The 22,389-nt window shown below is 36.2% G+C and carries 21 protein-coding genes; 8 read left to right on the forward strand and 13 right to left on the reverse strand.

What is annotated here, in order from left to right; translation table 11 throughout:
* Nucleotides 1–53: 53 nt before the first annotated feature.
* Complete coding sequence (locus EK17_RS05105; protein WP_035588562.1) at nt 54–896, forward strand: patatin-like phospholipase family protein; 843 nt, start codon at nt 54–56, stop codon at nt 894–896.
* Here the strand turns inward: EK17_RS05105 and EK17_RS05110 are convergent.
* The 4 genes from EK17_RS05110 to EK17_RS05125 are packed head-to-tail and all read right to left on the reverse strand — an operon-like array spanning nt 893 to nt 5,005.
* Nucleotides 893–2,185, reverse strand: coding sequence for a chloride channel protein (locus EK17_RS05110; RefSeq protein WP_035588192.1), 1,293 nt, complete (start codon nt 2,183–2,185; stop codon nt 893–895). The two genes, EK17_RS05105 and EK17_RS05110, sit on opposite strands and share 4 nt — an antisense overlap.
* Nucleotides 2,154–3,170 carry an AI-2E family transporter gene (locus EK17_RS05115; protein WP_035588194.1) on the reverse strand — a complete coding sequence of 339 codons (1,017 nt, stop codon included), beginning with the start codon at nt 3,168–3,170 and terminating at the stop codon, nt 2,154–2,156. The genes EK17_RS05110 and EK17_RS05115 overlap by 32 nt, the downstream gene beginning before the upstream one ends.
* The gene (locus tag EK17_RS05120) at nt 3,167–4,213 is read right to left on the reverse strand and encodes a polysaccharide deacetylase family protein (RefSeq protein WP_035588196.1); all 1,047 of its coding nucleotides are present in this window, start codon (nt 4,211–4,213) and stop codon (nt 3,167–3,169) included. The genes EK17_RS05115 and EK17_RS05120 overlap by 4 nt, the downstream gene beginning before the upstream one ends.
* A gap of 3 nt (nt 4,214–4,216) precedes the next feature.
* Complete coding sequence (locus EK17_RS05125; RefSeq protein ID WP_035588198.1) at nt 4,217–5,005, reverse strand: TIGR00266 family protein; 789 nt, start codon at nt 5,003–5,005, stop codon at nt 4,217–4,219.
* Nucleotides 5,006–5,090: 85 nt separating this feature from the next.
* Here EK17_RS05125 and EK17_RS05130 point away from each other — a divergent pair, with 85 nt between their 5' ends.
* Genes EK17_RS05130 through EK17_RS05145 form a run of 4 tightly spaced genes read left to right on the forward strand, consistent with a single transcriptional unit; the run spans nt 5,091 to nt 7,857 of the window.
* Nucleotides 5,091–5,360 carry a twin-arginine translocase TatA/TatE family subunit gene (locus EK17_RS05130; RefSeq protein ID WP_035588200.1) on the forward strand — a complete coding sequence of 90 codons (270 nt, stop codon included), beginning with the start codon at nt 5,091–5,093 and terminating at the stop codon, nt 5,358–5,360.
* Nucleotides 5,323–6,072 (forward strand): twin-arginine translocase subunit TatC, encoded by a 750-nt coding sequence (gene tatC, locus EK17_RS05135; protein ID WP_051904445.1) that lies wholly within the window; start codon nt 5,323–5,325, stop codon nt 6,070–6,072. The genes EK17_RS05130 and tatC overlap by 38 nt, the downstream gene beginning before the upstream one ends.
* Nucleotides 6,065–6,814 (forward strand): prepilin peptidase, encoded by a 750-nt coding sequence (locus EK17_RS05140; RefSeq protein ID WP_035588205.1) that lies wholly within the window; start codon nt 6,065–6,067, stop codon nt 6,812–6,814. Before tatC ends, EK17_RS05140 begins: the two co-directional genes overlap by 8 nt.
* On the forward strand, nt 6,814–7,857 hold the full coding sequence (locus EK17_RS05145; RefSeq protein WP_035588208.1) for an LptF/LptG family permease: 1,044 nt from the start codon (nt 6,814–6,816) through the stop codon (nt 7,855–7,857). The genes EK17_RS05140 and EK17_RS05145 overlap by 1 nt, the downstream gene beginning before the upstream one ends.
* Here the strand turns inward: EK17_RS05145 and lnt are convergent.
* Genes lnt through EK17_RS05170 form a run of 5 tightly spaced genes read right to left on the reverse strand, consistent with a single transcriptional unit; the run spans nt 7,805 to nt 12,483 of the window.
* A complete protein-coding gene (gene lnt / locus EK17_RS05150; RefSeq protein WP_035588213.1) occupies nt 7,805–9,199 on the reverse strand; it encodes an apolipoprotein N-acyltransferase in 1,395 nt (464 codons plus the stop codon). The genes EK17_RS05145 and lnt overlap by 53 nt on opposite strands.
* Nucleotides 9,183–10,109, reverse strand: a complete 927-nt coding sequence (fmt, locus tag EK17_RS05155; RefSeq protein WP_035588564.1) for a methionyl-tRNA formyltransferase — start codon at nt 10,107–10,109, stop codon at nt 9,183–9,185. Before fmt ends, lnt begins: the two co-directional genes overlap by 17 nt.
* Nucleotides 10,106–10,612: a peptide deformylase gene (gene def / locus EK17_RS05160; protein ID WP_035588215.1), complete on the reverse strand. Its 507-nt coding sequence runs from the start codon at nt 10,610–10,612 to the stop codon at nt 10,106–10,108. Before def ends, fmt begins: the two co-directional genes overlap by 4 nt.
* 26 nt (nt 10,613–10,638) lie before the next feature.
* Nucleotides 10,639–11,727, reverse strand: a complete 1,089-nt coding sequence (locus EK17_RS05165; RefSeq protein ID WP_035588217.1) for a competence/damage-inducible protein A — start codon at nt 11,725–11,727, stop codon at nt 10,639–10,641.
* A gap of 9 nt (nt 11,728–11,736) precedes the next feature.
* The gene (locus EK17_RS05170; protein ID WP_035588220.1) at nt 11,737–12,483 is read right to left on the reverse strand and encodes a sulfite exporter TauE/SafE family protein; all 747 of its coding nucleotides are present in this window, start codon (nt 12,481–12,483) and stop codon (nt 11,737–11,739) included.
* A 154-nt stretch (nt 12,484–12,637) separates the two neighbouring features.
* On the opposite strand from EK17_RS05170, the gene EK17_RS05175 reads away from it, so the two are divergent.
* The 3 genes from EK17_RS05175 to EK17_RS05185 are packed head-to-tail and all read left to right on the forward strand — an operon-like array spanning nt 12,638 to nt 18,757.
* Nucleotides 12,638–13,081 (forward strand): gamma-glutamylcyclotransferase family protein, encoded by a 444-nt coding sequence (locus EK17_RS05175; protein WP_035588223.1) that lies wholly within the window; start codon nt 12,638–12,640, stop codon nt 13,079–13,081.
* Complete coding sequence (locus EK17_RS05180) at nt 13,081–16,047, forward strand: UvrD-helicase domain-containing protein (protein WP_035588227.1); 2,967 nt, start codon at nt 13,081–13,083, stop codon at nt 16,045–16,047. The genes EK17_RS05175 and EK17_RS05180 overlap by 1 nt, the downstream gene beginning before the upstream one ends.
* Entirely contained in the window at nt 16,037–18,757 is a 2,721-nt protein-coding gene (locus tag EK17_RS05185) for a PD-(D/E)XK nuclease family protein (RefSeq protein WP_035588230.1), read from the forward strand. Before EK17_RS05180 ends, EK17_RS05185 begins: the two co-directional genes overlap by 11 nt.
* Here the strand turns inward: EK17_RS05185 and EK17_RS05190 are convergent.
* Genes EK17_RS05190 through dnaG form a run of 4 tightly spaced genes read right to left on the reverse strand, consistent with a single transcriptional unit; the run spans nt 18,746 to nt 22,301 of the window.
* Entirely contained in the window at nt 18,746–19,498 is a 753-nt protein-coding gene (locus EK17_RS05190; RefSeq protein ID WP_051904447.1) for an SIR2 family NAD-dependent protein deacylase, read from the reverse strand. The two genes, EK17_RS05185 and EK17_RS05190, sit on opposite strands and share 12 nt — an antisense overlap.
* A complete protein-coding gene (locus EK17_RS05195) occupies nt 19,479–20,042 on the reverse strand; it encodes a class II aldolase/adducin family protein (RefSeq protein ID WP_035588233.1) in 564 nt (187 codons plus the stop codon). The genes EK17_RS05190 and EK17_RS05195 overlap by 20 nt, the downstream gene beginning before the upstream one ends.
* Entirely contained in the window at nt 20,039–20,635 is a 597-nt protein-coding gene (locus tag EK17_RS05200; protein ID WP_232229308.1) for a DedA family protein, read from the reverse strand. The genes EK17_RS05195 and EK17_RS05200 overlap by 4 nt, the downstream gene beginning before the upstream one ends.
* Entirely contained in the window at nt 20,619–22,301 is a 1,683-nt protein-coding gene (dnaG, locus tag EK17_RS05205; RefSeq protein ID WP_051904448.1) for a DNA primase, read from the reverse strand. Before dnaG ends, EK17_RS05200 begins: the two co-directional genes overlap by 17 nt.
* Nucleotides 22,302–22,389: the final 88 nt, after the last annotated feature.

The raw sequence follows: 22,389 nt of genomic DNA on the forward strand, positions 1-22,389 counted from the left end.
TATTGTTGGGTTTTTGTTTGGGTATGTGTATAATTTATCAAAGAGGTGTAAAAATGAAAACGGTATCGTTGGTTTTAAGCGGTGGTGCAGCAAGAGGTTATGCACACATCGGTGTTATAAAGGTGCTTGAAGATATGGGTTTTAAAATAAATGCAATTTCTGGCTGCTCTATGGGTGCTTTAATAGGTGGTCTTTATGCAACAGGCAAACTTGAGGAGTATGTAGACTGGGTTAGTAATCTAAGTAAGTTTGATATGGTAAGGTTGCTTGATTTTACAATCTCTGGTGGCTTGATAAAGGGGGATAAAATCTTTGAACATTTACGCAGTATTGTAGGTGATGTTAAGATAGAAGAGTTGCCCATTAAGTTTACTGCTGTGGCTGTTGATATAACAAAGAGGAGGGAGTTCTGGTTTCAGGAAGGGGATCTACTTGAGGCTGTGAGGGCATCTGTTGCTATTCCTTCTGTTTTTACACCGGTTGAAATTGGTGGACATCTGTTTGTAGATGGCGGTGTTTTAAATCTTCTGCCCATTGCGCCGCTTATGTCTGTGGCAAGTGATTATATTATCGCTGTCAATGTAAATGCTCCAATTGAATGCAGGTTTAGGGCTGAAGATCCGTTGCATATAGAACATTCCAGCAAACTCAAGCAGTATTTTGTAGATGTATTCTCTAAACAGAAGAAAACAGATAGTATATTTGATATAGCGTCTGTTTCGGTTGAAATTATGCAAGATGCAATAGTGAATTATAGAGTTGCAGAGTATAAGCCTGATGTTGTAATAAATGTTTCAAAGGAAGCCTGCGATCTGTATGACTTTCACAAAATATTAGAGATGATTGATATTGGAAAAAAGGCAGCCAGAGAGGAGCTTTCAAAATTAAGTTTTTAATTTTGATTGAGTTTGAGCTTGCACTCTTTTTGACTTGAGTATACACCCACACCGTATGATAAAATATAACTTACCACAACGCATGTTGTAAGAGGGATAATTAAATCCGTTTGGCTGATTTCAAGCACTAAAATAATTGCTGCAAGCGGGGTTTTGGCAGAGGCACTTAAAAAGGCTGCCATGCCACTTAAGGCAAACAGTGTAGGATTTAGATTAAATATTGATGCAACGCCGTTTCCTATCAGCGCACCTATGATGAGGCTTGGCAGAATAAGGCCTCCTGATATACCAAAACCAACAGTAAGGCTAACAAGCAGCATTGTAGCTAAAATCAAAAGAATTGTTTTATTTATCGGGATAAGCTGAATGGAGAGCTTTGTTAAAGCAAGGTAGTTTACACTTGCTGAAATTAGATGAAGATTATGCTCATGTGCAAGTGTAACGATTATAGGTAGTGCCAGCAGGACACCAACTAAAGGTCTAATAGTGGTTTTTAGGTAAGCGCTGTTGCATTTGGCAAAATAGTAAAGTGATATAAAGATGTATGAGGCAACTGCTATAAATATGCCTGTAAGCACAAGGTAGATAAGCGTTGGAATGTGCCAGTTTAGGTTGCCGTTTATCGTTAGAAGGCTGTGTTTGCCCCTCAGGAATGCAAAAACAGAATAGCTTACAATCGATGCTATAAGCACCTGGGGAAAACCTTCATACTCCATGTCGTTTACATATCTTATCTCAAGCACAAAAACTGCAGCACCCAAAGGGGCTTTCAAAAGGGCAGCGGTAAAGGCTCCAGCCCCAATCAAGCCAACGATTCTTTCAAATTTCTCACTAATTTTAAAAATATTTGCTGTTGAGGATGATAAATAAGAGCCAAGAAAAAACGAAGGACCCTCTCTTCCTGCCACAAAAACTCCGGCCAATGCAAACAGGCTTAAAATCGTTTTTTTGATAAAGCTAACAAAAGTTATATCATTTTTATCTCTTGATAAAATATAGTTGATGCCAGGCCCCATCATCCTTTCGTCGTTTTTTGATAAAATGCCTGTTAAAGTCGCGACGAATAAAGCATAAAGAATAATAATTGCTGTGTGGTTTGAAATAAGTGCGTTTATCTTGATCAATGCAAGGTCAAACAGGGATGCCACGATGCCTACAATAAGGCCGACTATAACAGAAAAAGGAATCCATTTAAACAGATAGGCATTTATCTCTATCCAGTTTAGATGAATACTTTTAATCTGCTGAATGCAGTTTTTAACGATATCTTTTGGATTTATTTTCGACATAGGTTTTTACTAATACATCAGCGACAGATATAATCACAGGACCAACGATAATGCCTATTGGGCCAAAAACGATAATCGAACCCAGTATGCCAAAAAAGAGGATCATAGGATGGATGTTGATTTTTGAGCTTATTATGATGGGTCTTATGTAGTTATCCACCATGCCTATGGCAACAACACCCCAGATGCTTAAAAAGATGCCCTTCAAAATATGGCCGTCTATAAACAGATAAACAGCAGCAGGCACCCAGATTATTGCCGTGCCAACAAGGGGGACAAATGAAAATAAAGCTATCAAGAACATCCACATAAAAAATGCATTGAGTCCAACGATTAAAAATCCCACTGCCCCTACAATGCCCTGAATAAATGCCGTTAAAACACCACCAAGCACAGTAGCATTAATGCTATCCCTTATTGATTTAAGAATTCTGTAGAAGCTTTCTTTGTCGTCTATCATGCTTGAGATGTAGTTTAAAAACTTCTCATTGTCCCTGATTAAATAAAACGCAATAATGAATGAAAAGATAAAGTTTGCAACGATGTTGTAGGTTTGAGAAAAGATAATACCAACATTTTTTGTTATTAAAACGCCAGTATTTTGCAAAACGCTAAATAGAGCCTGATCGAGTTTGTCTAAATACGGCGTTAAGATTTTTAGCTTTGAGATTGAATGGATTTTGGCAACGATAGTTGAGAAGGCTAACTTAATCTGCCCAATATTTTCCAGGAACTTTTCTGTTTCATTGACCATAATATAAACAGCCAATGTTATGGGCATTGCAATAATAACAAGAACAACAAAAATGATTACGATGGATGAGATGTTTTTGTTTTTAAAAATTTTTTGAGCTTTTTCAAATAGGGGATAGAAAACTATTGCAATGGTGATACCCCAGACGATGGATTTCCAAAACGGCAACATTATGGCAAAAAATGCTATAGTGGCAAGAAACAGAAAAAATGCAATAATACTTGACCTCATATCTTATGATACACCTTTGAGTAGAGTTTTGCCACAAATGGTTTGGAGTATATGTTAAGCCGTTTTTTTAGCCATGATGCAGGTGCTCTAACCTCAACCCTTGGCAGAAGGAAAGGGTATGAGTTCTTATCAACCAAACCCACATTGAGCGTAACAGCTGCCTTGTATCCGCTTTCTATAACTTCATATACGCTTTCAACATCATAATCCCCCCACGGATAGCAAAATAAATCAATTTTTGTGTTTAGTTTATCCTCAAGGATTATTTTTGAGTTAAGAATCTCCTGCTTTAGTCGTTTCTGTCTATCACTTTTTTCTTCTTTAAATACTTTCAAGGGGTGTTTTTTGACAAAGCGCTTGAATTGTTTTTTTAAAATCTTCATTGCGTTGGGCTTTTTGAAAAATAAAACGCCGCCGTTGTTTTTTACAAATTCCGCAAGATAATTATTGACTTCTGTTGAGATTGTTATGCAATCTGCAGCGCAGTTCCATTTTTTTGAATAAATCGGAACACCCAATCGTCTATCGTTTGTCAGTTCTAAAAACCATTCAATGGAGTTGTCTTTGTTGAATTTAATAACTTCCGGGGCATCAAAACAGGCTTTGTGGTTTAGGGAGTGGCTGCCTACTTCGAAAATGCCGCTTTCAATCATTTCCTTTAATTCTTCCCAGCTAACAAAAGGGGATTTTTTTATAAGTTCATTGACACTTTCTGAAATACTTAAACTTTTAAGCTCAAAAGCTGTAGCCCGTTTAATGCCCTCAGAAATCTTTGAAACAACAGGAAATATAGTGGCATAAAAGCCGTGTTTTTTTAAGATAGGGTAAGCATAAATATAATTATCCGCATAGCCATCATCAAATGTTATATGAACGGTTTTTCTGGGAGGTTCCTTTTTGTTTTCAAGATAGTTGATCAGCTCAGAAAATTTTATCGGTTTAAAGCCCGCAGTTTTAAGTGTTATAAGGTTTTCTTCAAAAATTTCAGGTGTGATTCTTTCGTTATAGTTTATGTGGTGATAACAAAGAATCAAGGTTGCCATATATTAATCATCACCATCCAAGAATCTTCCTATACTGCCAAGTATTGAACCTTCACCCTTGGAGCTTCCACCTATTTTTGGAGCGTTTTCTATAATTCTATCTGCAAGGCGTGAGAATGGTAGACTCTGCAGATACACCGTGCCTGTGCCAGATAGGGTGGCTAAAAACATACCCTCCCCGCCAAAGAACATCGATTTTAAGCCGCCAACAAGCTCGATAGAGTAGTCTATAGACTCATCAAAAGCCACAATACAGCCCGTATCCACCCTTAAAATTTCATTGTGCAACTCTTTTTTGATTACTGTTCCACCTGCATGGATAAACACCATACCATCGCCTTTCAGCCTTTCAAGTATAAATCCTTCACCGCCAAAAAGGCCTGTGCCAAAGCGTTTTGTAAATGCGATATCGATTTTTGTTCCATAGGCTGCACACAAAAAAGCATCTTTCTGGCATAAAAGATCGCCCTGCAATGACCCTAAATCCACAGGTATGATTTTGCCGGGATAGGGTGCAGAAAATGCCACATGTTTTTTACCCGAGGATACATTGGTAAAGTGAGTTATAAACAAAGACTCCTGAGCTAAAGCCCTTTTGCCAGCCTGAAATAGTTTGCCCAGCAATCCGCCTTCCTCTCTGCCGTCGCCCAATTTAGCTTCAAATTTTATGCCATCCTCCATGTAGTTCATTGCACCTGCTTCTGCAATAACCGTTTCGTTTGGGTCTAACTCTACCTCAACAATTTGCATATCATCGCCAATAATCTTGTAGTCTATCTCGTGACTTTGCATACTTCACCTCCTTTTTTAAAAAGATTATTATTTTTTGACAAGAGGGTCAACTTTTATTAGGCTTAATGCGAAAGGAGAAGGCGGTATGTTTTCGATTGGCACACCCGAAATGATTGTTATAGCGGTTATTGCTATCTTTATTGTGGGGCCAAAAAGGTTGCCTGAGATTTTAAGGGGTGTTGCGTATATCTATAAAAACATAAAAAAAGCTATTGATGAATTGCAAAGAGAGCTCAATGAAGATTTAGAGACAATTGATGAGATTAACCCAAAAAAACAGATAGAGAAAAAATGGGAAGAATTTTTAAAGGATGAGGATGAAAAGAAAGAGGAAGATCAAAAAAGACCCCAATGAGATGACGCTCCTTGAGCATATCGAGGAGCTAAGAATCAGGCTTTTATGGATAATCGGTGGAATCTTGGTTGCCTTAATTGGCACACTTTCCTATTCCGAAAAAATTATAAATATAGCTATAGCTCCTTTAAAACAGGCGCTTCCTACAGGTAGCAAGATAATCTTTACAGGTGTTACAGAGGCTTTTTGGGTAAGGATTGAAGCAGCCGTTGTGGCAGCTGTAATAGTTTCCATACCTTTTACATTTTATCAAATCTGGCTGTTTGTTAAGCCGGGTCTTAAAGAAAACGAAAAGAGATTTGCAATTCCCTTTGTCCTTGCCTTTAGTTTTTTCTTTATAAGCGGTGCTGTTTTTGCATATGAAGTCGTTTTGCCTTTGGGTTTTAAGTTTCTTTTAAGATACGGCGGCAAAGAGCTTTCTGCCATGCCTTCAATAAAGCAGTATATGTCGCTATTTTTGAAAATGGTGATGTCTTTTGGGCTTGTTTTTGAGCTACCTGTTGTATCTTTTATACTTGCACGAATGGGTATTATAAACGGCAAAGACCTTCTTAAACGATTTGATTATGCGCTACTTATAATCTTTATCGTTGCAGCAATTCTTACACCTCCTGATATTTTTACTCAGTTTCTTATGGCAACACCTTTAACGCTGCTCTATGTTGTAAGTATCATTGTTGCATCTATTTTTACGACAAAAAGAAATGATTGATATAGCCGTTGTTGTTTTTGGTCTTGTAATTGGCAGTTTTTTAAATGTATGTATCTATAGAATTCCTCGTGGTGAGTCTATAGTTTATCCACCCTCTGCCTGCCCTGTATGTAAAAACAGGATAAAGTGGTATGATAATATACCTGTTTTGAGTTTTGTGCTTCTAAAAGGCAGATGCAGGTATTGCAAAAGCCCAATTTCTGTTGTTTATCCAGCGGTTGAGATGTTAACAGCAATATTTACCTACCTTGTTTATAGAAAATTTGGTATCTGTCTTGATCTTGCAGTTTATCTTATTTTTGGTTATGCGTTAATTGTTGCATCGTTTATAGATTTGAAGCATTTTATTATTCCAGATAGAATCAGTATCGGTTTGATCGTTGTGGGCTTGATTTTTGCACTTTTGCAACACAGGGTCGTTGATAGTTTAATTGGTGGTGCGGCTGGTTTTTTGATTCTCTATGCTGTGGCTGTTTTTGGTAAGCTTATCTTTAAAAAAGAGGCGATGGGTGGTGGCGATATAAAGCTTTTATCCGGCATTGGCACTTTTATTGGCTTAAAAGGTGTTTTGTTTAGCCTTTTTGTAGGTTCTTTTGTTGGTGCAGCTGCAGGTATCGGGTATATGCTGATCTCTAAAAAGGACAGCGATAGTCAGATTCCCTTTGGCCCTGCTTTGAGTTTTGCTGCCGTATTGTATATCTTTGTTGGTAGCTATTTTGTTAGATATTTCTGGGGTTTTTGATGCTAAAAAGGGTTGATTACTATATACTCAAAAACCTTGCGCTTTCTTTTGTTGTTTCATTTTTAATCATTACACTGATAATGATTATCGGGGATATTGTTAAGATTTATGATATACTGTTTTCTGAAGGCTCATCGCTGGGTTTTATCTTTAAAGTTTTATTTGATACGGCTGTCTTTTTGAGTGTTTTTACAATCCCTATGGCTTTAACAATTGCTGTAAACTATGTCTATTCAGATATGTCGCTGAATTCTGAGATTACAGCATTTCGCAGCAGTGGTATTTCACTTGTTAGGGTTTATTTTCCTGCATTTCTTTTGAGTTTGTTTGTTTTTGTGTTGATGATTTACGATATAGGCTTCCTTGCAAACAGCTCAAAGTTTAACTACAAAACCGAGCTTACAAAGGCTTTAAAGGGAAAAATATACCTTGCTCTAAAACCCAATACATTTTACGACAAACTTGATGGGGTGTTGTGGGCTAAAGAGCTATCAGCCGATAGAAAGAAACTAAAAGAGGTGTTTTTTTCCAATAAAAATCAGGTTTTTGTAGCAAAGAGGTCTGTTTTGAGTGATTTAAACAACGGGATTCTTGCCACATTCTTTGATGTCAAAATGTACTCTGAGAAAAAAGGAATTGTTGAGTATGGATCTTTTGATGTCTATAAGGTGGCGTTTCTTGTAACAAAAAGTAATATTTATAATAAAAATGAGCCACGATTTATGAATGTAGTTGAACTCTATAATCTTTTTAAAAAAACGCATAATCCCGAAGCTTTGTTTGAAATTCACAGAATGATTGCTCTGTCTTTGAGCGTGTTTATGCTATCTCTTGTTGCTTTTGGCTTTGGTATAAACTTTGCACGCAGCGGCAAAAGTGCAGGGATTGTGTTGAGTCTGTTTATTTTCTTTGCATACTATATCTTGTATTCGATAGCAAAAACCTTTTATCATGCCCATCATATTTTCTGGCCACTTTATCTGCCTGATATTATTCTTGCCGCTTTGGGTTTTTATATATTCTTAAAGAAAATAAGAGTATAGCTGCAATTACCAATAAATAATCAAATAGATAGCCAAGTCTATCGTAGATTGTTGAAGCAAAGATCTCTATTTTATTAACTTTCAAGATAGATCTCTGATCAACTTTTAGCTGTTTAACTATTGCTCCGTTTTGATTGACGATAAAGGTTTTGCCAGTATTTGCGGCTCTTATTACAAAAATAGAGTTTTCTATCGCCCTGTAGATGTCACTTCTTGGAAAAAGCTCAAAAGTAGGAGTTTTGTCAAACCACGCATCGTTTGTAAAAACGGCTATCACATCCGCACCTTTTAGCTTATATTGGCGTGAAAGCGAAGAAAAGTTTTCCTCATAGCAAATCAGGGGTGCGATTTTTAGTTTATCGGCAATAAAGATTTTTAAAGAAGAGCCTTTGTTGAAACTATAACCATTTAAACCTATAAGGTTTGAGAATGGTATAAATTCAGCAAACGGAACCAGCTTTTGTTTATCGTAGAAGTGAAATAAGCCGTTTTTGTATTCTATAACACTGTCGTAATAGTTGTTACTGTCTTTTCTGACTGCTCCAAAAATATATGTTGTTTGATTATCAAAGTTTTTTGAAACATAGGATGAGTATTTAGGTGAAAATAGATAGGGGTAGGCAGACTCTGGCCATAAAACTACCTTTGATGAAGCTTCTTTTGAAAGTTTTAAGTAAATTAATAGATTTCTCTGTAAAAACTCATCTGCCCATTTTTCATTCTGCGGTATGTTGCCCTGAATAACGGCAAGTGAGCTGTTTTTTGTTTCTATTTTTTCTGGCTTAAAGATAAACCCTGCAACAGTTAAAGCTGCCACAGCCGCTATAATTAACACAGCAGGTTTGGCGGCTTTTCTAATCAAAAGAAAAACTGCAAGATTGATATACAGAATCTTTAAATCCTCTATCATACTGCCAAAGATTGAAGCATCCTGAATAAAAAAATTGATGTTATAGGTGAGTATGTTTATATTGCCTACGGGAAAACCAAAAAGCAGTATATTTCTTAAGATCTCAAAAGCTGTAATAAAAACAGGCAAAAAATATATTCCTGTGTTGGATTTTTTGAAGACATAAAAACCCGATAAAATAAAAATAAGGCTATATAAAGCAACTCCAAAAACAGCCAAAACGCCCAGTATCGCATTTAGTCCATAGTAGATATGCACGCTTTTGTAGAGTCCAGAAAACAGAAATAGATAAAAAAGCCCAAACCCAACGGCTATGTCTTTTAGATTATTTTTTTCATCAAACAGCCAGACAAAGGCAAAAAAACTCAAGAAGGGAAAGTAGAATGAGGCAATAGGCAGTATAAATAGGGCGTATTTAGCCGATTTTTTCACCTTTATTAAACTTATACCCTGCTAAAAAGGCTGCAATATCCATCACCTTCTTTGATTGGGGCTGGATTTTTTTTATTGAGATTGCATCCTCCCTGCAGCCGATTATAAGGCTTTTTTTTGTGCACTCAACAACCTCTGCTGGCTTTGGTTGTTCTAATTTAACAACATCTGCATCAAAGACTTTGAACATTTTATTCTTATGGTAAAAGTAAGCAGTAGGCCAGCTATAGAAGGCTCTAATTTTGTTTCTTATCTGTGTGGCCGTCTGGTTTTCAAAATCGATTTTGCCATCCTCTTTTTTTATGATTTGTGTGTATGTTGCAAGCATTTCGTTCTGTGGTATTGGCTTTAAAAACTTAAGGTTTTCAAGTGTGCATAAAAGCATCTTTGCACCAATTTGACTTAGCCTATCATGTAGGGTAGGGTAGTTGTCTGAGTCTGATATTTTTTCGATCCATTGCATATAAACGCCGCCAGCATCAACTTTTTGTGTCACTTCTATTATTGATACGCCTGTGTAGCTGTCGCCGTTTAAAAGGGCTGTATTAATGGGTGATGGCCCTCTATACAACGGTAAAATCGATGGATGAATGTTTATACTGCCCAGCTTTGGAATGTCTAAAATCTCTCTGGGAATTATTTTTCCATATGAAACAACAACAAATATATCTGCACCAAAAGAGGCTATTTTGTCAATAACACTCTTCTCTTTTAGCTTTTCTGGCTGAAAAACCTCATAAGAGAGCTGCTCTGCCAGCTCTTTTACAGGTGGTTTTATGAGCTTTTTGCCCCTTTTTCCCCTTGCATCAGGTGTTGATATGACTCCTGCTACCTCAAACTGTTTTGAATTATGCAACGCCTCAAGCGGTTTTATGCCAAACTCGCTTGTTGAAAAAAACAAAACCTTCATCTGTTTTCCTTTGCCTTTTTCTTCCACTGTTTTTTAAAAAGTTCCTTTTTTGTTGGTGGTAGATGATCTATAAACAGTTTGCCGTTTAGATGGTCTATTTCATGTTGAATAACAACACTTAGGAATTGGTCGGTTTCAAGCTCCTTTTCATTTTCGTTTCTATCCAAATACCTTACCTTTATCCATTTTTTTCTATCTTTAACAACATCGTAATAGCCCGGCACACTCAAGCAACCCTCTTCATGTTCTTCATAGATACCCTCACTTGCAACAATAACCGGGTTGATAAGCTCTATCAAATTGTTTTTATCGTTTTCCCTTAAATCTATTACGACCAGCTTCTTTGTTAAACCGATCTGCTCTGCTGCAAGGCCTATGCCGTTATACTTATACATTATTTCTGCCATTCTGTTGAGCATTTCTATAATGTTATCATCTATTTTTTCAACATCTGTTGCTTTTTTTCTTAAAATCGAATCAGGGTAAACCTTAACCTCGCCCATTTTTACCTCCCACAAGGATGATAATCTCAGCTTGTTGAAAAATCAATATTTTCTTTTAGGTATTGATAGATAAAACCCAGCGTCCTTTTTGCTATAGCCTTATGCATAAAGTTTTTATTGCCCATGTATCTTAGCCGTGTTTGATAGGAGTCTTTGTGAAATTTGATAAACAGTTCAAATTCGTTACCTTTAAGATTGAAAGGTTTTGCAATAATGTCAGCATCTGTATTACACAACGGTTTATTTATGCAGCTTGCAACAAAACAGCTTTTGTCGTGCATAAGATATGCTAAATAGCCCGCTGTTATTGTTTCTTCAAATGCTATTGTTAGGTTGAGCCTGTTTAATGTTTCAGACAAAACATCTTCGATTGAGCGGTTATTAAAAGAATAAACCTTATAGCCGAATTGTTTTTTAATCTTGTTTGATAAATTTTCTATTATTTCTTTGCTGCCAGCTCTAATTCTAACGGCAAGTTCACCCTCCATAGCGTTTAAAATCACCTCACCATCATCGGGGATTTTGTCTTTAAGGAATTTGTCCATATCCGATTCAGGCACACCTATGAGTTTTATGTCTTGACTAAATAGTTTTTGTGATGGGATTATCGTTGATATAAAACTTATCACTTCATTGACCATAGATTTCATTTCACTTGGCACACCAGGCAGAGCAGCAAAATATGCATTGTTACATTTAACGATAAAACCTGCAGCCGTACCGTGGGGATTTTTTATGATTCTGCAGGGGTAGGGCAGGTATGCCTGTTTTGAATGTGAGGGCTTTAACTCAACGCCTTTTGCTTTTACCTTTTTTACTATGTCAAAATATACATCTCTGTTTAGTTTAACTCTTAGGTTGCAGGCTTTTGATAGAGCCAGAGTTGTGTTATCGTCAAATGTGGGTCCAAGACCGCCTGTTGAGATAACAAAGGCGTTTTTTAAAGATAGATTTTGAAAAAGTTCGGTAAGCCTATCTATATCATCGCCTGTAGCCATTATGCCGTTTACTTTGTATCCGTTTTGTTTAAGAAGCCTTGCCATGAAGTTGCTGTTTGTGTCAACTATAGAGCCCTCAAGGATTTCCTCTCCCACAGAAACTATATAAAACTCCATCTAAAACCTCTAAAAAAACATCAGTTTAATGGCAAAGAATACTAAAATAACAAGCAAAACACCCCTTATGAACTTATCACCTTTCTTGATTGACAGATGTATTGCAGCTTTTGCTCCAAGGATACTGCCAGCACCCAAAAAAATGCCCACCAGGAGGTTTACCTGATGAGAGATAAAGAATATCGGCAAAATCAGTATCGTATAAAGTGTGATGAGAAAGACCTTTATGGCGTTGGCCTCAACCATACTGAATCCGCCCCATACAGATGCTGCAATAATAAAAAAACCCACGCCAGCCTGAATAAAACCACCGTATATGCCTATAAAAAAGAATGCAAGTAGTATAAAAAACCAGTTTTTTTTGTTTAGCGGCTCCTTTTTGGCAAACCTTTCAGGTTTGTAGATGGTTATTAAGCTTATTAGAACCATCAGGATTGCTATAATTTTTTTTAAAAGTTCATTTGGTATATGAACGGCTATAAAACTACCAAGCAAGGCTCCAATTAGAGTGGGGATTGCAACGGCTAACCCAAAACGCGTTTTTAATATATTGAGTTTGTAGAATTTAAAGGATGCAAAGCTGTTCTGCAAAACAAGGCCAACCCTGTTTGTGCCGTTTGCAACATTGGGTGGTAGACCTATGGCGATAAGAAACGCCAGTGTTAAAAAAGAGCCCCCACCGGCTAAAACATTTATCAGCCCCACTATGCAACCTATGAAGAATGCCGCTATTAAATGAAGAACACTCGCATCCATAGGTTTAATTTTACACCTGCTTGTAAATTTGGCAAACATAAATTGATTTTTTGCATTTGTTCATAATAAACTTGCACCAATATAAATAAATTGATATGCTTAATTTAATTCAAGGCAAAAGTTGTTGCATATCTTTAAAGAAGTGGAGGGTGTTATGAAGTATTTTGCTTATGGTTCCAATATGAACCCAGAAAGAATGAGGGATAGGGGTGTTTTGTTTAAAGACAGGCAGTATGCAGTCTTGAAAGGATGGAAACTTGCATTTAACAAGATGGCATCAGATGAAGGTGTGGGTTATGCCAATATTGTTAAGGATGAAAGCGGTGTTGTTGAGGGTATTGTTTATGAAATAGATCAATCTGGTATTGATAGACTTGATCAGGCTGAGGGTTGCCCGACGCACTACTATAGGGATATAGTTGTTGTTAAGCTTGATAGCGGAGCAGAGGTTGAGGCTGTTGTGTATATTGCAAACGAAAACAAGATAGACAACAATTTAAAACCAACAAAGGCTTATCTAAAACATCTTTTGAAGGGGTGCGACCTGTTAACTAAAGAGTATTGCGAAAAGCTCAAGAAGATAGAGACTGTTGATTGATGAATGGTTTTAAAAGACTGCTGATTGTTGAGGCATCTGCTGGAAGCGGCAAAACATACAGCCTTGCAAGGCGATTTATAGATCTATTGACAGGTCTTTCTAAAGATAAGCTTTCAAGTATCATTGCCATAACATTTACCAATAAAGCAGCAGCCGAGATGCGTGAGCGTATTATCTCTATCCTTGAGGCTATCGCAAATAAAAACGGAAATGTTAATTTAAATGATTTTGCCCTACATTCTGCTAAAAGTCCCGAAATTGAAGCAAGAAATATATTAATAGATATTCTTAACAACTATTCAGATTTCAATGTTTCAACTATAGATTCATTTATGAACAGGATCTTAAGAAGCCTCTCTGTTATGCGTGCAATAAGACCCGATTACGAGGTTAGTTTTGATAAAGAAGAACTAATTGATCTATCTTTTTCTGAAATGCTGCTTGATAAAAATAACCATGAAGGGCTTTTGAAGTTGCTTGAGGAATACCTAACTTTAAATCCCAAAAGGTATTCTTTAAACCCCATCTTTATCCTGAAAAGCCTTCTTTTAGAAAATACTAATATTAGCAGTGCAGATTGGCAGCTGAATGGTTTTAAAAAATATGTCGAAAATAGATTGATGCTTAATTGCAACGGCAACTATAGATGCATTGAACAAGCCTTAAAAAGCCGTTTTGAAAATATGATTAACCAGATAGCAGATATCATCAATAGTAGCGGTGGTGTTTTTAACGCTAATAAAGCGGGAATATTCACCAGACAAAACAGCATCGATTACTATTTAAGTGATGAAAAAAGGATCGAGAAGCTTAAAAGATGCGCAAAAGATGTAGGCGAGCTATACAAAAAAAATAAAAGTTTAAGTGATGAAATTGAAGATAACTTTAAAGAACTTGTTAAAGAAGCCTTCAGGGTGATTAGAATTTTTTATCTATTGAAAAAAATGGCAGAAATTGATCAGACGATCAAATTTACAACAAAGTTGAATAAAAATATTGAGTTAACCAAAAAGAGGTTGAATGTAGTTTTTGGTGATGAGATTTTGAGGATTGTTGGTGATATTTTAAAAAGTAATAGCTACAGCTACAACTTTATCCAGCTTGCAGAAAAACTAAGGCATTATCTCATTGATGAGTTTCAGGATACATCATCTGAGCAGTTTAAGGCTTTGAAGTGTTTTATTGATGAAATAGAAAACTCAACAGATGGCAGTATTTTTGTTGTTGGCGATAAAAAACAGGCAATTTACGGCTGGCGCGGTGGTGATTTTAGACTATTTAACAAGTTTGGAAATAATTACAAAAAAGAGACTCTTGATACAAACTACCGCTCTTGTAGGAATATTGTTGAGTTTAACAATGAACTATTCAGTTATAAAAACATTGAAAACTTTGCTCAGTTATACGATTTTGGTGGTGTTGGTGCAATTTATGAAAATGTTAAACAGAAATGCAGTAAGAATTGTGAGGGTTTTGTAAAAGTTGTTGTAGGGAGCTTTGAGAAAGAAAACGAGGATGATTTTTACGAACAACAGCTGAAAGATACTATTGATTTTAGTATCAGTCAAGGTGAATCCTATTCAAACATAATGGTTCTTTTAAGAAGAAACAGCGACATAAAAAAAACCATTGCCATAATTAAGAAGCATTTTCCTGAGGTTCCCGTTGTTAGTGAGGATTTTTTGATTGTAACATCGCTTGTTGATATAAAAAAAATTCTTGCACTGGCAAGTTTTGCTATTGAAAGGGATGGCAAAGAAACCCTTGAGGTGCTTGATATAAATTTAAGCGACGAAAAGCTAAATGAGCTAAAACAACAGGTTTCAGCGTTCAACCCGTATGAATTTTTTGCATATCTGATCGATTTTGCTCATCAGAAGGAAATAATAGAGTTTACAGATAACCGCTCCTATTTTGAGAGTTTTCTTGATGCTGTTTTTGAGTTCACCCAAAAAGGAATGGGGCTTTATGAGGTGTTGGATTATTTCTTAAAAAAGGGCGATGTTTCTGTTTCTGTTTCAGAAAATGTTGATGCCATAAAGGTTATGAGTATCCACAAAGCAAAAGGGCTTGATAGCAATACGGTTATCATTCCTTATTACGATTGGAACTTTACAACAAATGATAGCATCTACGGCAGCTTTGATATTGCTGATCTGATTGGAAAGAAAAAAAATGCGTATGTAAAGATCGACAAAAAACTTGCAATAATGTTTGATGCTGCAGGCGATATTTACAAAAGACATAAAGAAAATGTTTTTGTTGAAGCGCTAAATCTGATGTATGTGGCAAATACACGCCCAAAAGGCAACCTGTTTATTATAGGCAATCTACCCCCAAAAAAGAGTGGTAAAAATAACGACAAACCCTTAAACGCTATAGATTTTATTATTAGAAGCTTGAAAATGGATGTTAAAGAAAACGGTGCGGTTTATAAAGTAGGGCAGTTTAGGGGTGAAAAACTAAAAACGGAGCAGAAAGAAGCGATTAAATCAACCTTTAGGGGTAATTTTACAAACCGCCTCAATATATTCTCAAAGGTAGATATTGAAGGCGATGTTGAAAAAATAAAATTGGGTGATGTTTTTCACGAGATTATGTCAAAAATTGATAAAACTAATAATATTGATAATCTTGTGGATGAGGTCTGTATGGTTTACAACATCCCAGATAACGATAAAAAAACGCTAAAGCAGTGGGTAAAAAATACGCTTGAGGATTTAAGTGACTATTTTTATAGCGTAGATGCCGTTTATGTGGAAAAGGAGTTTGTTGATAGCCAGGGTAATATTCTAAGACCCGACAGAATTGTTATCAAGGATTCAGTTGTTTATGTAATCGATTATAAAACAGGTATTGCTATGGATCATCATAAAGACCAGATAAAGAGTTATACGGCTTTGTTTGAGAAGGCAAAAGGTTTGCTTTATTATGTCAAAGACAGGAGAATTGTTGATGCAAGCTGAATTCTATCGCATAGATGTTGGCTGCAATTTAGCAAAAAAAGCCTCAGAAATCATAAAAAATGAGCTTAAAGATAATAAAAAGGTTATTTTTGTTTCGGTTAACAGAAGGTTTAATCGGTTTGTTCAGAAAAATTTAAATACAACAGAGCAATTGAGCTGTGAATTTTTTGCCATAGATGATTTTGTTAAAAAGATAGTGATGGATGGTAATGATTATATTCTGCACTCTCCTGTTGAAAGACATCTGTTTTTTTATGAGCTTTTGAAATCTGTTGATAAGATAAAATCGCATTTTAAAGGCAATCATGTAGCGTTGCTGAAATGGGCAAAGCTGGTTTCTGAGTTATTTGATGATGTTGAGCTACAGGATAAACAAAAAGAGATTAAGAAATTCAGAAGTGCTACTTATTATGAAACAGTCAAAGAGGCGCATGTTATTTTAGAACATCTACCAGAGCTGTTTGAAGAGTATGAAAATAAATACAAAAATTACATTTATCGTGGAAAACTCTACAACATAGCCTCAAAACTACATTTTAGCGATTTTGGTTTTGATAAGAATACAACCTTTATATTTGCAAACTTAGTTGTTTTGTCTGAATCGGAAAAAAACCTTTTGAAAAATATTGCAAACCACTCAAAGCTGATTGTGTTAGCCCATGATGATTTAAATGAAAGAGATAAATATTTTGATGGTTTTGGAGCAATAAAGCAGCTTAGGAAGCAATTGGAAGGTTTTGCAGAGATTAAAGATATTAATTGTAATTTTGAAACACCCGAGATAGAGTTTTATGAGTTTTCAAATCTCCATACAGAGGCTGCTTTTGTTGCAGATAGAATTAAAGCGTTAAAAAACAAAGAATTGGGTGGCTGTGCTGTTGTTCTTGCCAATCAGGATGTTGTGTTTGGAATTTTAGGGTATCTTGGAACAAAACCCTCAAGTGTTAATGTGACGATGGGCTATCCGCTTAAACTCACAGCCGTAGGGGAATTTTTTAGATGTTTATTTGATGCTGCAGTGGATTATAAAATTAGACATCGAAGCGGTGTTAGTGTTGTGATTCTGGATAAACTTTTAAGCAACCCGCTTGCCAATACTCTATTTGGTATTGAGCCAAAAAAGCAGTTGATTGGCATGCCAACAAAAACCTATTTAAAAGAATATGGGAAATTTCAATCTGTTTTTAAGCTGCTTGATAGACTTTGTAGTGTGGGCAATACGTCTGAACTTTATGAGGTTCTTAAATCTATCGTGCAAAAAATCGATATGCAAAAGCTTAACCGTTATATGTTTCAGCTTATCAATATCTTCTATAACGAGGTTGTTGAAAAACTCAAAAAACTTGACCACCCAATAAAGGATATTGAGTTTGCAAAAGAGCTTTTTGATGAGGTGTTTGGTGGTATTTTAATTCCGTTTGAGGGATACCCTCTAAAAGGCGTTCAGATTATGGGCATGCTCGAGGGCAGGGGGCTAAATTTTGATGAGAAGTTTATCGTTGATGCTGTGGAGGGTGTTTTGCCTGCCACAGAGAAGGTTGACCCCCTGATGCCGATAGATTTAAAAGAGGCTTTGGGGCTTACCTCGTATAAAAAGAAAGAGCTGCTTGCTAAGTATTTTTTCTTCAGAGAGGTATTCTCATCAAAAAAAACAACAATTCTATACAGAAACACGATATCAAATAACGAAAAACTACTGCCCAGTAGATTTGTTTATCAGTTGCAGTTTTTATGCAATCAGAATAGCTGGAAGTGTAATAAAAAGGTTATCAATCCTGCATTTAGCTTTTCTGGGGCAGAAGAAGAGATAAAAAATAATCTTAAAGAGACGCTAAAGGATTTTATATTCTCACCGTCTGCTGTAGATACATACCTAAACTGTCCCTATAGATTTTATCTTAAGTATGCCAAAAAAATTGAGGTAAAAGAGGATGCCACAGATGAGATTGATCCTATGGAGATAGGCATTATTGTGCATGAGCTGCTTAAGGATAGCTTTGGGAAGTATGTGGGAAAAGAAGTTGGCAAAAATGAGCTTGAGATTATAAAAAACAGTGCCATTAGCAAGGTTAAGGATATTGAGCGTTTAAACAATAACGCGATTAAAGAAAGAATAAATAAATTAAAAAATCTGTATGGTGGCTTTCAGCTTGAGGCTTTAAAGATTATCTTAAAAAAGAAGCTTGAAGACCTGTTTGAAGAGGAAAAAAAGCAATATAGTTTTTATCTTGTTGGTGTTGAGCAAACAATAAAAGCTACATTTAAAGGCTATAATATAGAAGGAACAATCGATAGACTTCAGAAATACGATAACGGAGTTTACAGGATTATCGATTACAAAACAGGCAATATAAAAAAACCAAAAGTCAAAAAATTAAGCAGAGTTTTAGATGATTTTGATTTTAACGAATACGACAGGCAACAGCTACTTTTGCTTCACGATTCAATAGGCTCAGTGCAGATGCCGTTTTATGGGATTCTGGTTAAAGAAAACTTTAATGATGTTAAAGCTACTGAGGCGTTTTATATAGAGCTTAAAAACTCAGAGAAGCTATTCAACGAGGTTAAACTTGATGGCAATTTAGATTACAAACAACTCATAACATACATCTTAAACCACATAAAAAATTCAGATGAGATATTTCCACTTGCAGGTGAAAACTGCCTTGGCTGCCCTTTCAGGCATATATGTAAATTTTCAGCTGTCTAAAAGTTTTATGAGTTGTGGCAACGACTCAGTTACCTCTGTTATAACAACCTCATCAGCATAGATGGATATACCCGAATAATCAATGTTAAATTCAGCCACAAACCTGCCCATATCGTGAGCGATCTTTGGCAGACTTGCTGCAGGTTGCACAGCCCCGCTTGTGCCGATACATAAAAATACATCACTTGTGGCCGATTTAATCGCCTCATCAAGCAGGTCTCTATCTAAATTTTCACCAAACCACACAACAAAAGGCCTCAAAAGCCCGCCGCAGTGTTTGCATTTTGGCGGTAGCTCTTCCTCGCTATAGATTTTATCATCTACATAAACTCTATCGCATATTGTGCATTTGACTTTGAAGATATTGCCGTGCAGTTCAATAATATTTCTGTTGCCTGAAAGGTAATGCAGATTGTCGATGTTCTGTGTGATGAGTGTAAAGTTTTCTTTGAAGCGTTGTTCCAATTCTGCCAAAGCTTCATGTGCTGGGTTTGGTTTTGCCTGTTTTATGATTTTTTTTCTATAGTTATACCACAACCAGACCTCTTTGGGGTTTTTTCTAAACGCCTGATATGTTGCAAACTGAGAGAACGAAAACTTTTTCCATAAACCATCTTTGTCTCTAAAAGTGGGGATGCCGCTTGCCTTTGAAATGCCGGCTCCTGTTAAAACGGCCACACTTTTTGCCTTTTTTATTTCATCTGCTACCCTTTTTAGCCTTTCAAACATCTTTTGTTCCATCTTCAACCCCCAGAAAGATTCTTGCTGAGTTTTCCAAAGCGCTAACAAGCTGCAAAGCCCCAAAAAGCGTATCGGATATAGCAAAAACGCCATGCCCCTTTGCGATCACTACTTTTTTGTTTGTATCCTTAAAGTATTGAGGGATTTCCTCCTTTGCAAGCTGCCAGTTGTTAAAGGGAATATCGATGATATCGACATTTTTAAGAAACAAACTGCCTTCGTAATCTATCGGGGTAAAGCTTTTATACCCTTTTAGCGATAAAATAATGGCGTTTGTGGGGTGTGCGTGTATTATAGCTTTTGCTGAATCGATGGTTTTGTAGATATTTACATGGATCTCTACCTCGCTGGATGCTGCATTCCACCTGATATCCCTTTCAAAGCCGATTTTAACAATATCCTTCATCCTTAAGTTAAATAAACTCCTGCCTGTTTTTGTTATCCATATACCATCCTTTGTTAATGCACTCATATTGCCGCTTGAGGCATCAACAAGATGACTTAAAAACAGCATATTGCCTACGCGTCTGAATTCACCTATCATGTTCTTCTCCTGTTTAATTTGATATAAACAAAAATAATAATACCACTTGCCAGAAATATATACAGATAAGCATTGTGTATTGCAGCTTTAATTAACTGCGGGTTGTTGCCTATTGTGTAACCCACGGCTGCCAGTATTGATACCCATATAGATGCACCAAGCAGCGTAAAGATGCTGAATCTTACAATGTTCATTTTTGCTATCCCTGCAGGAAGAGAGATGTATTGCCTTATAGCAGGCAAAAGTCTTCCTATAAATGTTGTTATTTCTCCATGTTTTAGAAAAAAGTCGTTTGTAATCTCAAGCCGTCTTTTATTTAAACCCACATACTTACCGTATTTTTCCAAAAATGGATAGCCTAATTTCATCGAAAGGTAGTAATTGAATATTGCACCAGCCAGGCTGCCCATACTGCCTGTTAAAATAACCACAAACAGATCCATCTTACCCTTTGCTGCAAGGTATGCCGCAGGTGGTATAACGACCTCGCTGGGAAACGGAAAAAATGAACTCTCTAAAAACATCAATATAAATATGCCTGTGTAACCGCCGTATCCTATGGCATTAAGGATAAACTCAACCACTCCACTCACTAACAACCCCTTTTAATTTTGAAAATATTTCGTTGTATTTTTTAAAGTTTTCTTCTGTTGGCTCTTTTTTAATAATATTTTGCATTATTTTTAGCTGTTTTTTGAGGTTTTTTATCTCAAACTGCTTTAAAAGATATATAAGCACCTTTCTTCTTTCGTATCTTTGTTGCATCTGCATCTGCTGAAGCTGCAGTAGCCTGTAGGCTATCTTTTTTTCATCTTCTGTCAAATTAACCTCAAATTTTGATATGTCAAACTCCTCGCCGCTTAAATAGTAGCTAACAAGCTTTAGATATATCGATTTATAGATGCCCTCTAAGTTATCGGCAAACCCTTCTAAATCCTCAACCCACGCCAGAAGTTCTATATCACCTAAAACTATACTTAAAAAAGCCTCCTGAGGTGTCAGTGTTGAAGGTATTGAGATCTCTTTGGATGGATTTAGAAAGATATTTTCAGATACATTAAACAATGACGCTGTTTTTGATATATATGAAGCCTTAAGGATCGGGTCTGAAATACTAAAGATAATCGGTTTTATCTGTTCAATCGCTTTAAGTTTTGATGATGGCTCATCTAAGTCGTATCTGTTTTTCAAAAACTCAACGATATAGTTAAAATACTCTTTTGCATTTTTTAGTTTATCTATATAGGCATCTTTGCCGTATTTTTCGATGAAGCTATCTGGGTCTTCGTCTTTGTCTAAAACCACAACAAAGGCCTTTGTTTTTGAGGATAAAACAATCACTGCAGAACGCATCATCGCTTTAAAACCTGCCTCATCAGCATCGTAGTTTAGATAAACGGCCTCGCAATAGCGTGATAGGTTGTTTATATGAAATTTGGATAAAGCCGTGCCCAGCGTTGCAACGCTGTTTTTGATGCCTTTTGAGTGTAGTTTTATGCAATCCATATAACCTTCTGTAATGACTGTAGCCTTTTGTTTTTTGATCTCATCTTTTGCAAAATTTAAGCCAAACAGTGTTTTCTGCTTTGAAAAGATCACCGTCTCTGGTGAGTTTATATACTTTGCCGTATTGTTTGAGTTAATCACCCTTCCGCCAAAGGCAATAACCCTATCTGATACATCAAAAATCGGAAATATTATCCTGTTTCTAAACCTATTTATAAGCCCTGTTTTTGAGTCAAAGAATATGCCGCTGTTTAGAAGCTGGTTTTTATTAAAACCTTTCTCGATTAGTATTTTTTCAAGCTGCCTGCTGTCTGGTGCAAAACCGATTTTAAATGATTCTATCGTATTTTCAAAAATACCCCTTTTTTTTAAATATTCTAACGCCTGTTTGTTTTCAAGCAGTTTTTCTTGAAAATATGCAGCAGCAATTGAATGAATCTCGTATAAAAAATCGTGTTGGGTTTTCTCTTCAAATGAAATCGGTATATTGTATCTTCTTGCAAGCTCTTTTATGGCTTCTTTGAAGGTTAAATTTTCTATTTTCATCAAAAATGTGATGACATCGCCACTCTCACCACATCCAAAGCAGTGAAAAAACTGTCCTTTAGGGTTAACCGAAAAAGAAGGCGTTTTCTCGTTGTGAAACGGGCATAAACCAAAATAGTTTGAGCCACGCTTTTTAAGCTGCACATATTGCGAGACTACATCAACTATATCGATCTGGCTCTTTAAAAACTCAGCAACATCCCCCATCGCAATAAATATACCATTTTATGGGTCATCTAACCACTGTTTTTGAGGTCTTGACAAATTCGGGGGGGGATATATATAGTTGCCAAAA

Origin of the sequence: Hippea jasoniae, assembly GCF_000744435.1 — a bacterium.
In the GTDB taxonomy this organism is placed as follows: domain Bacteria; phylum Campylobacterota_A; class Desulfurellia; order Desulfurellales; family Hippeaceae; genus Hippea; species Hippea jasoniae.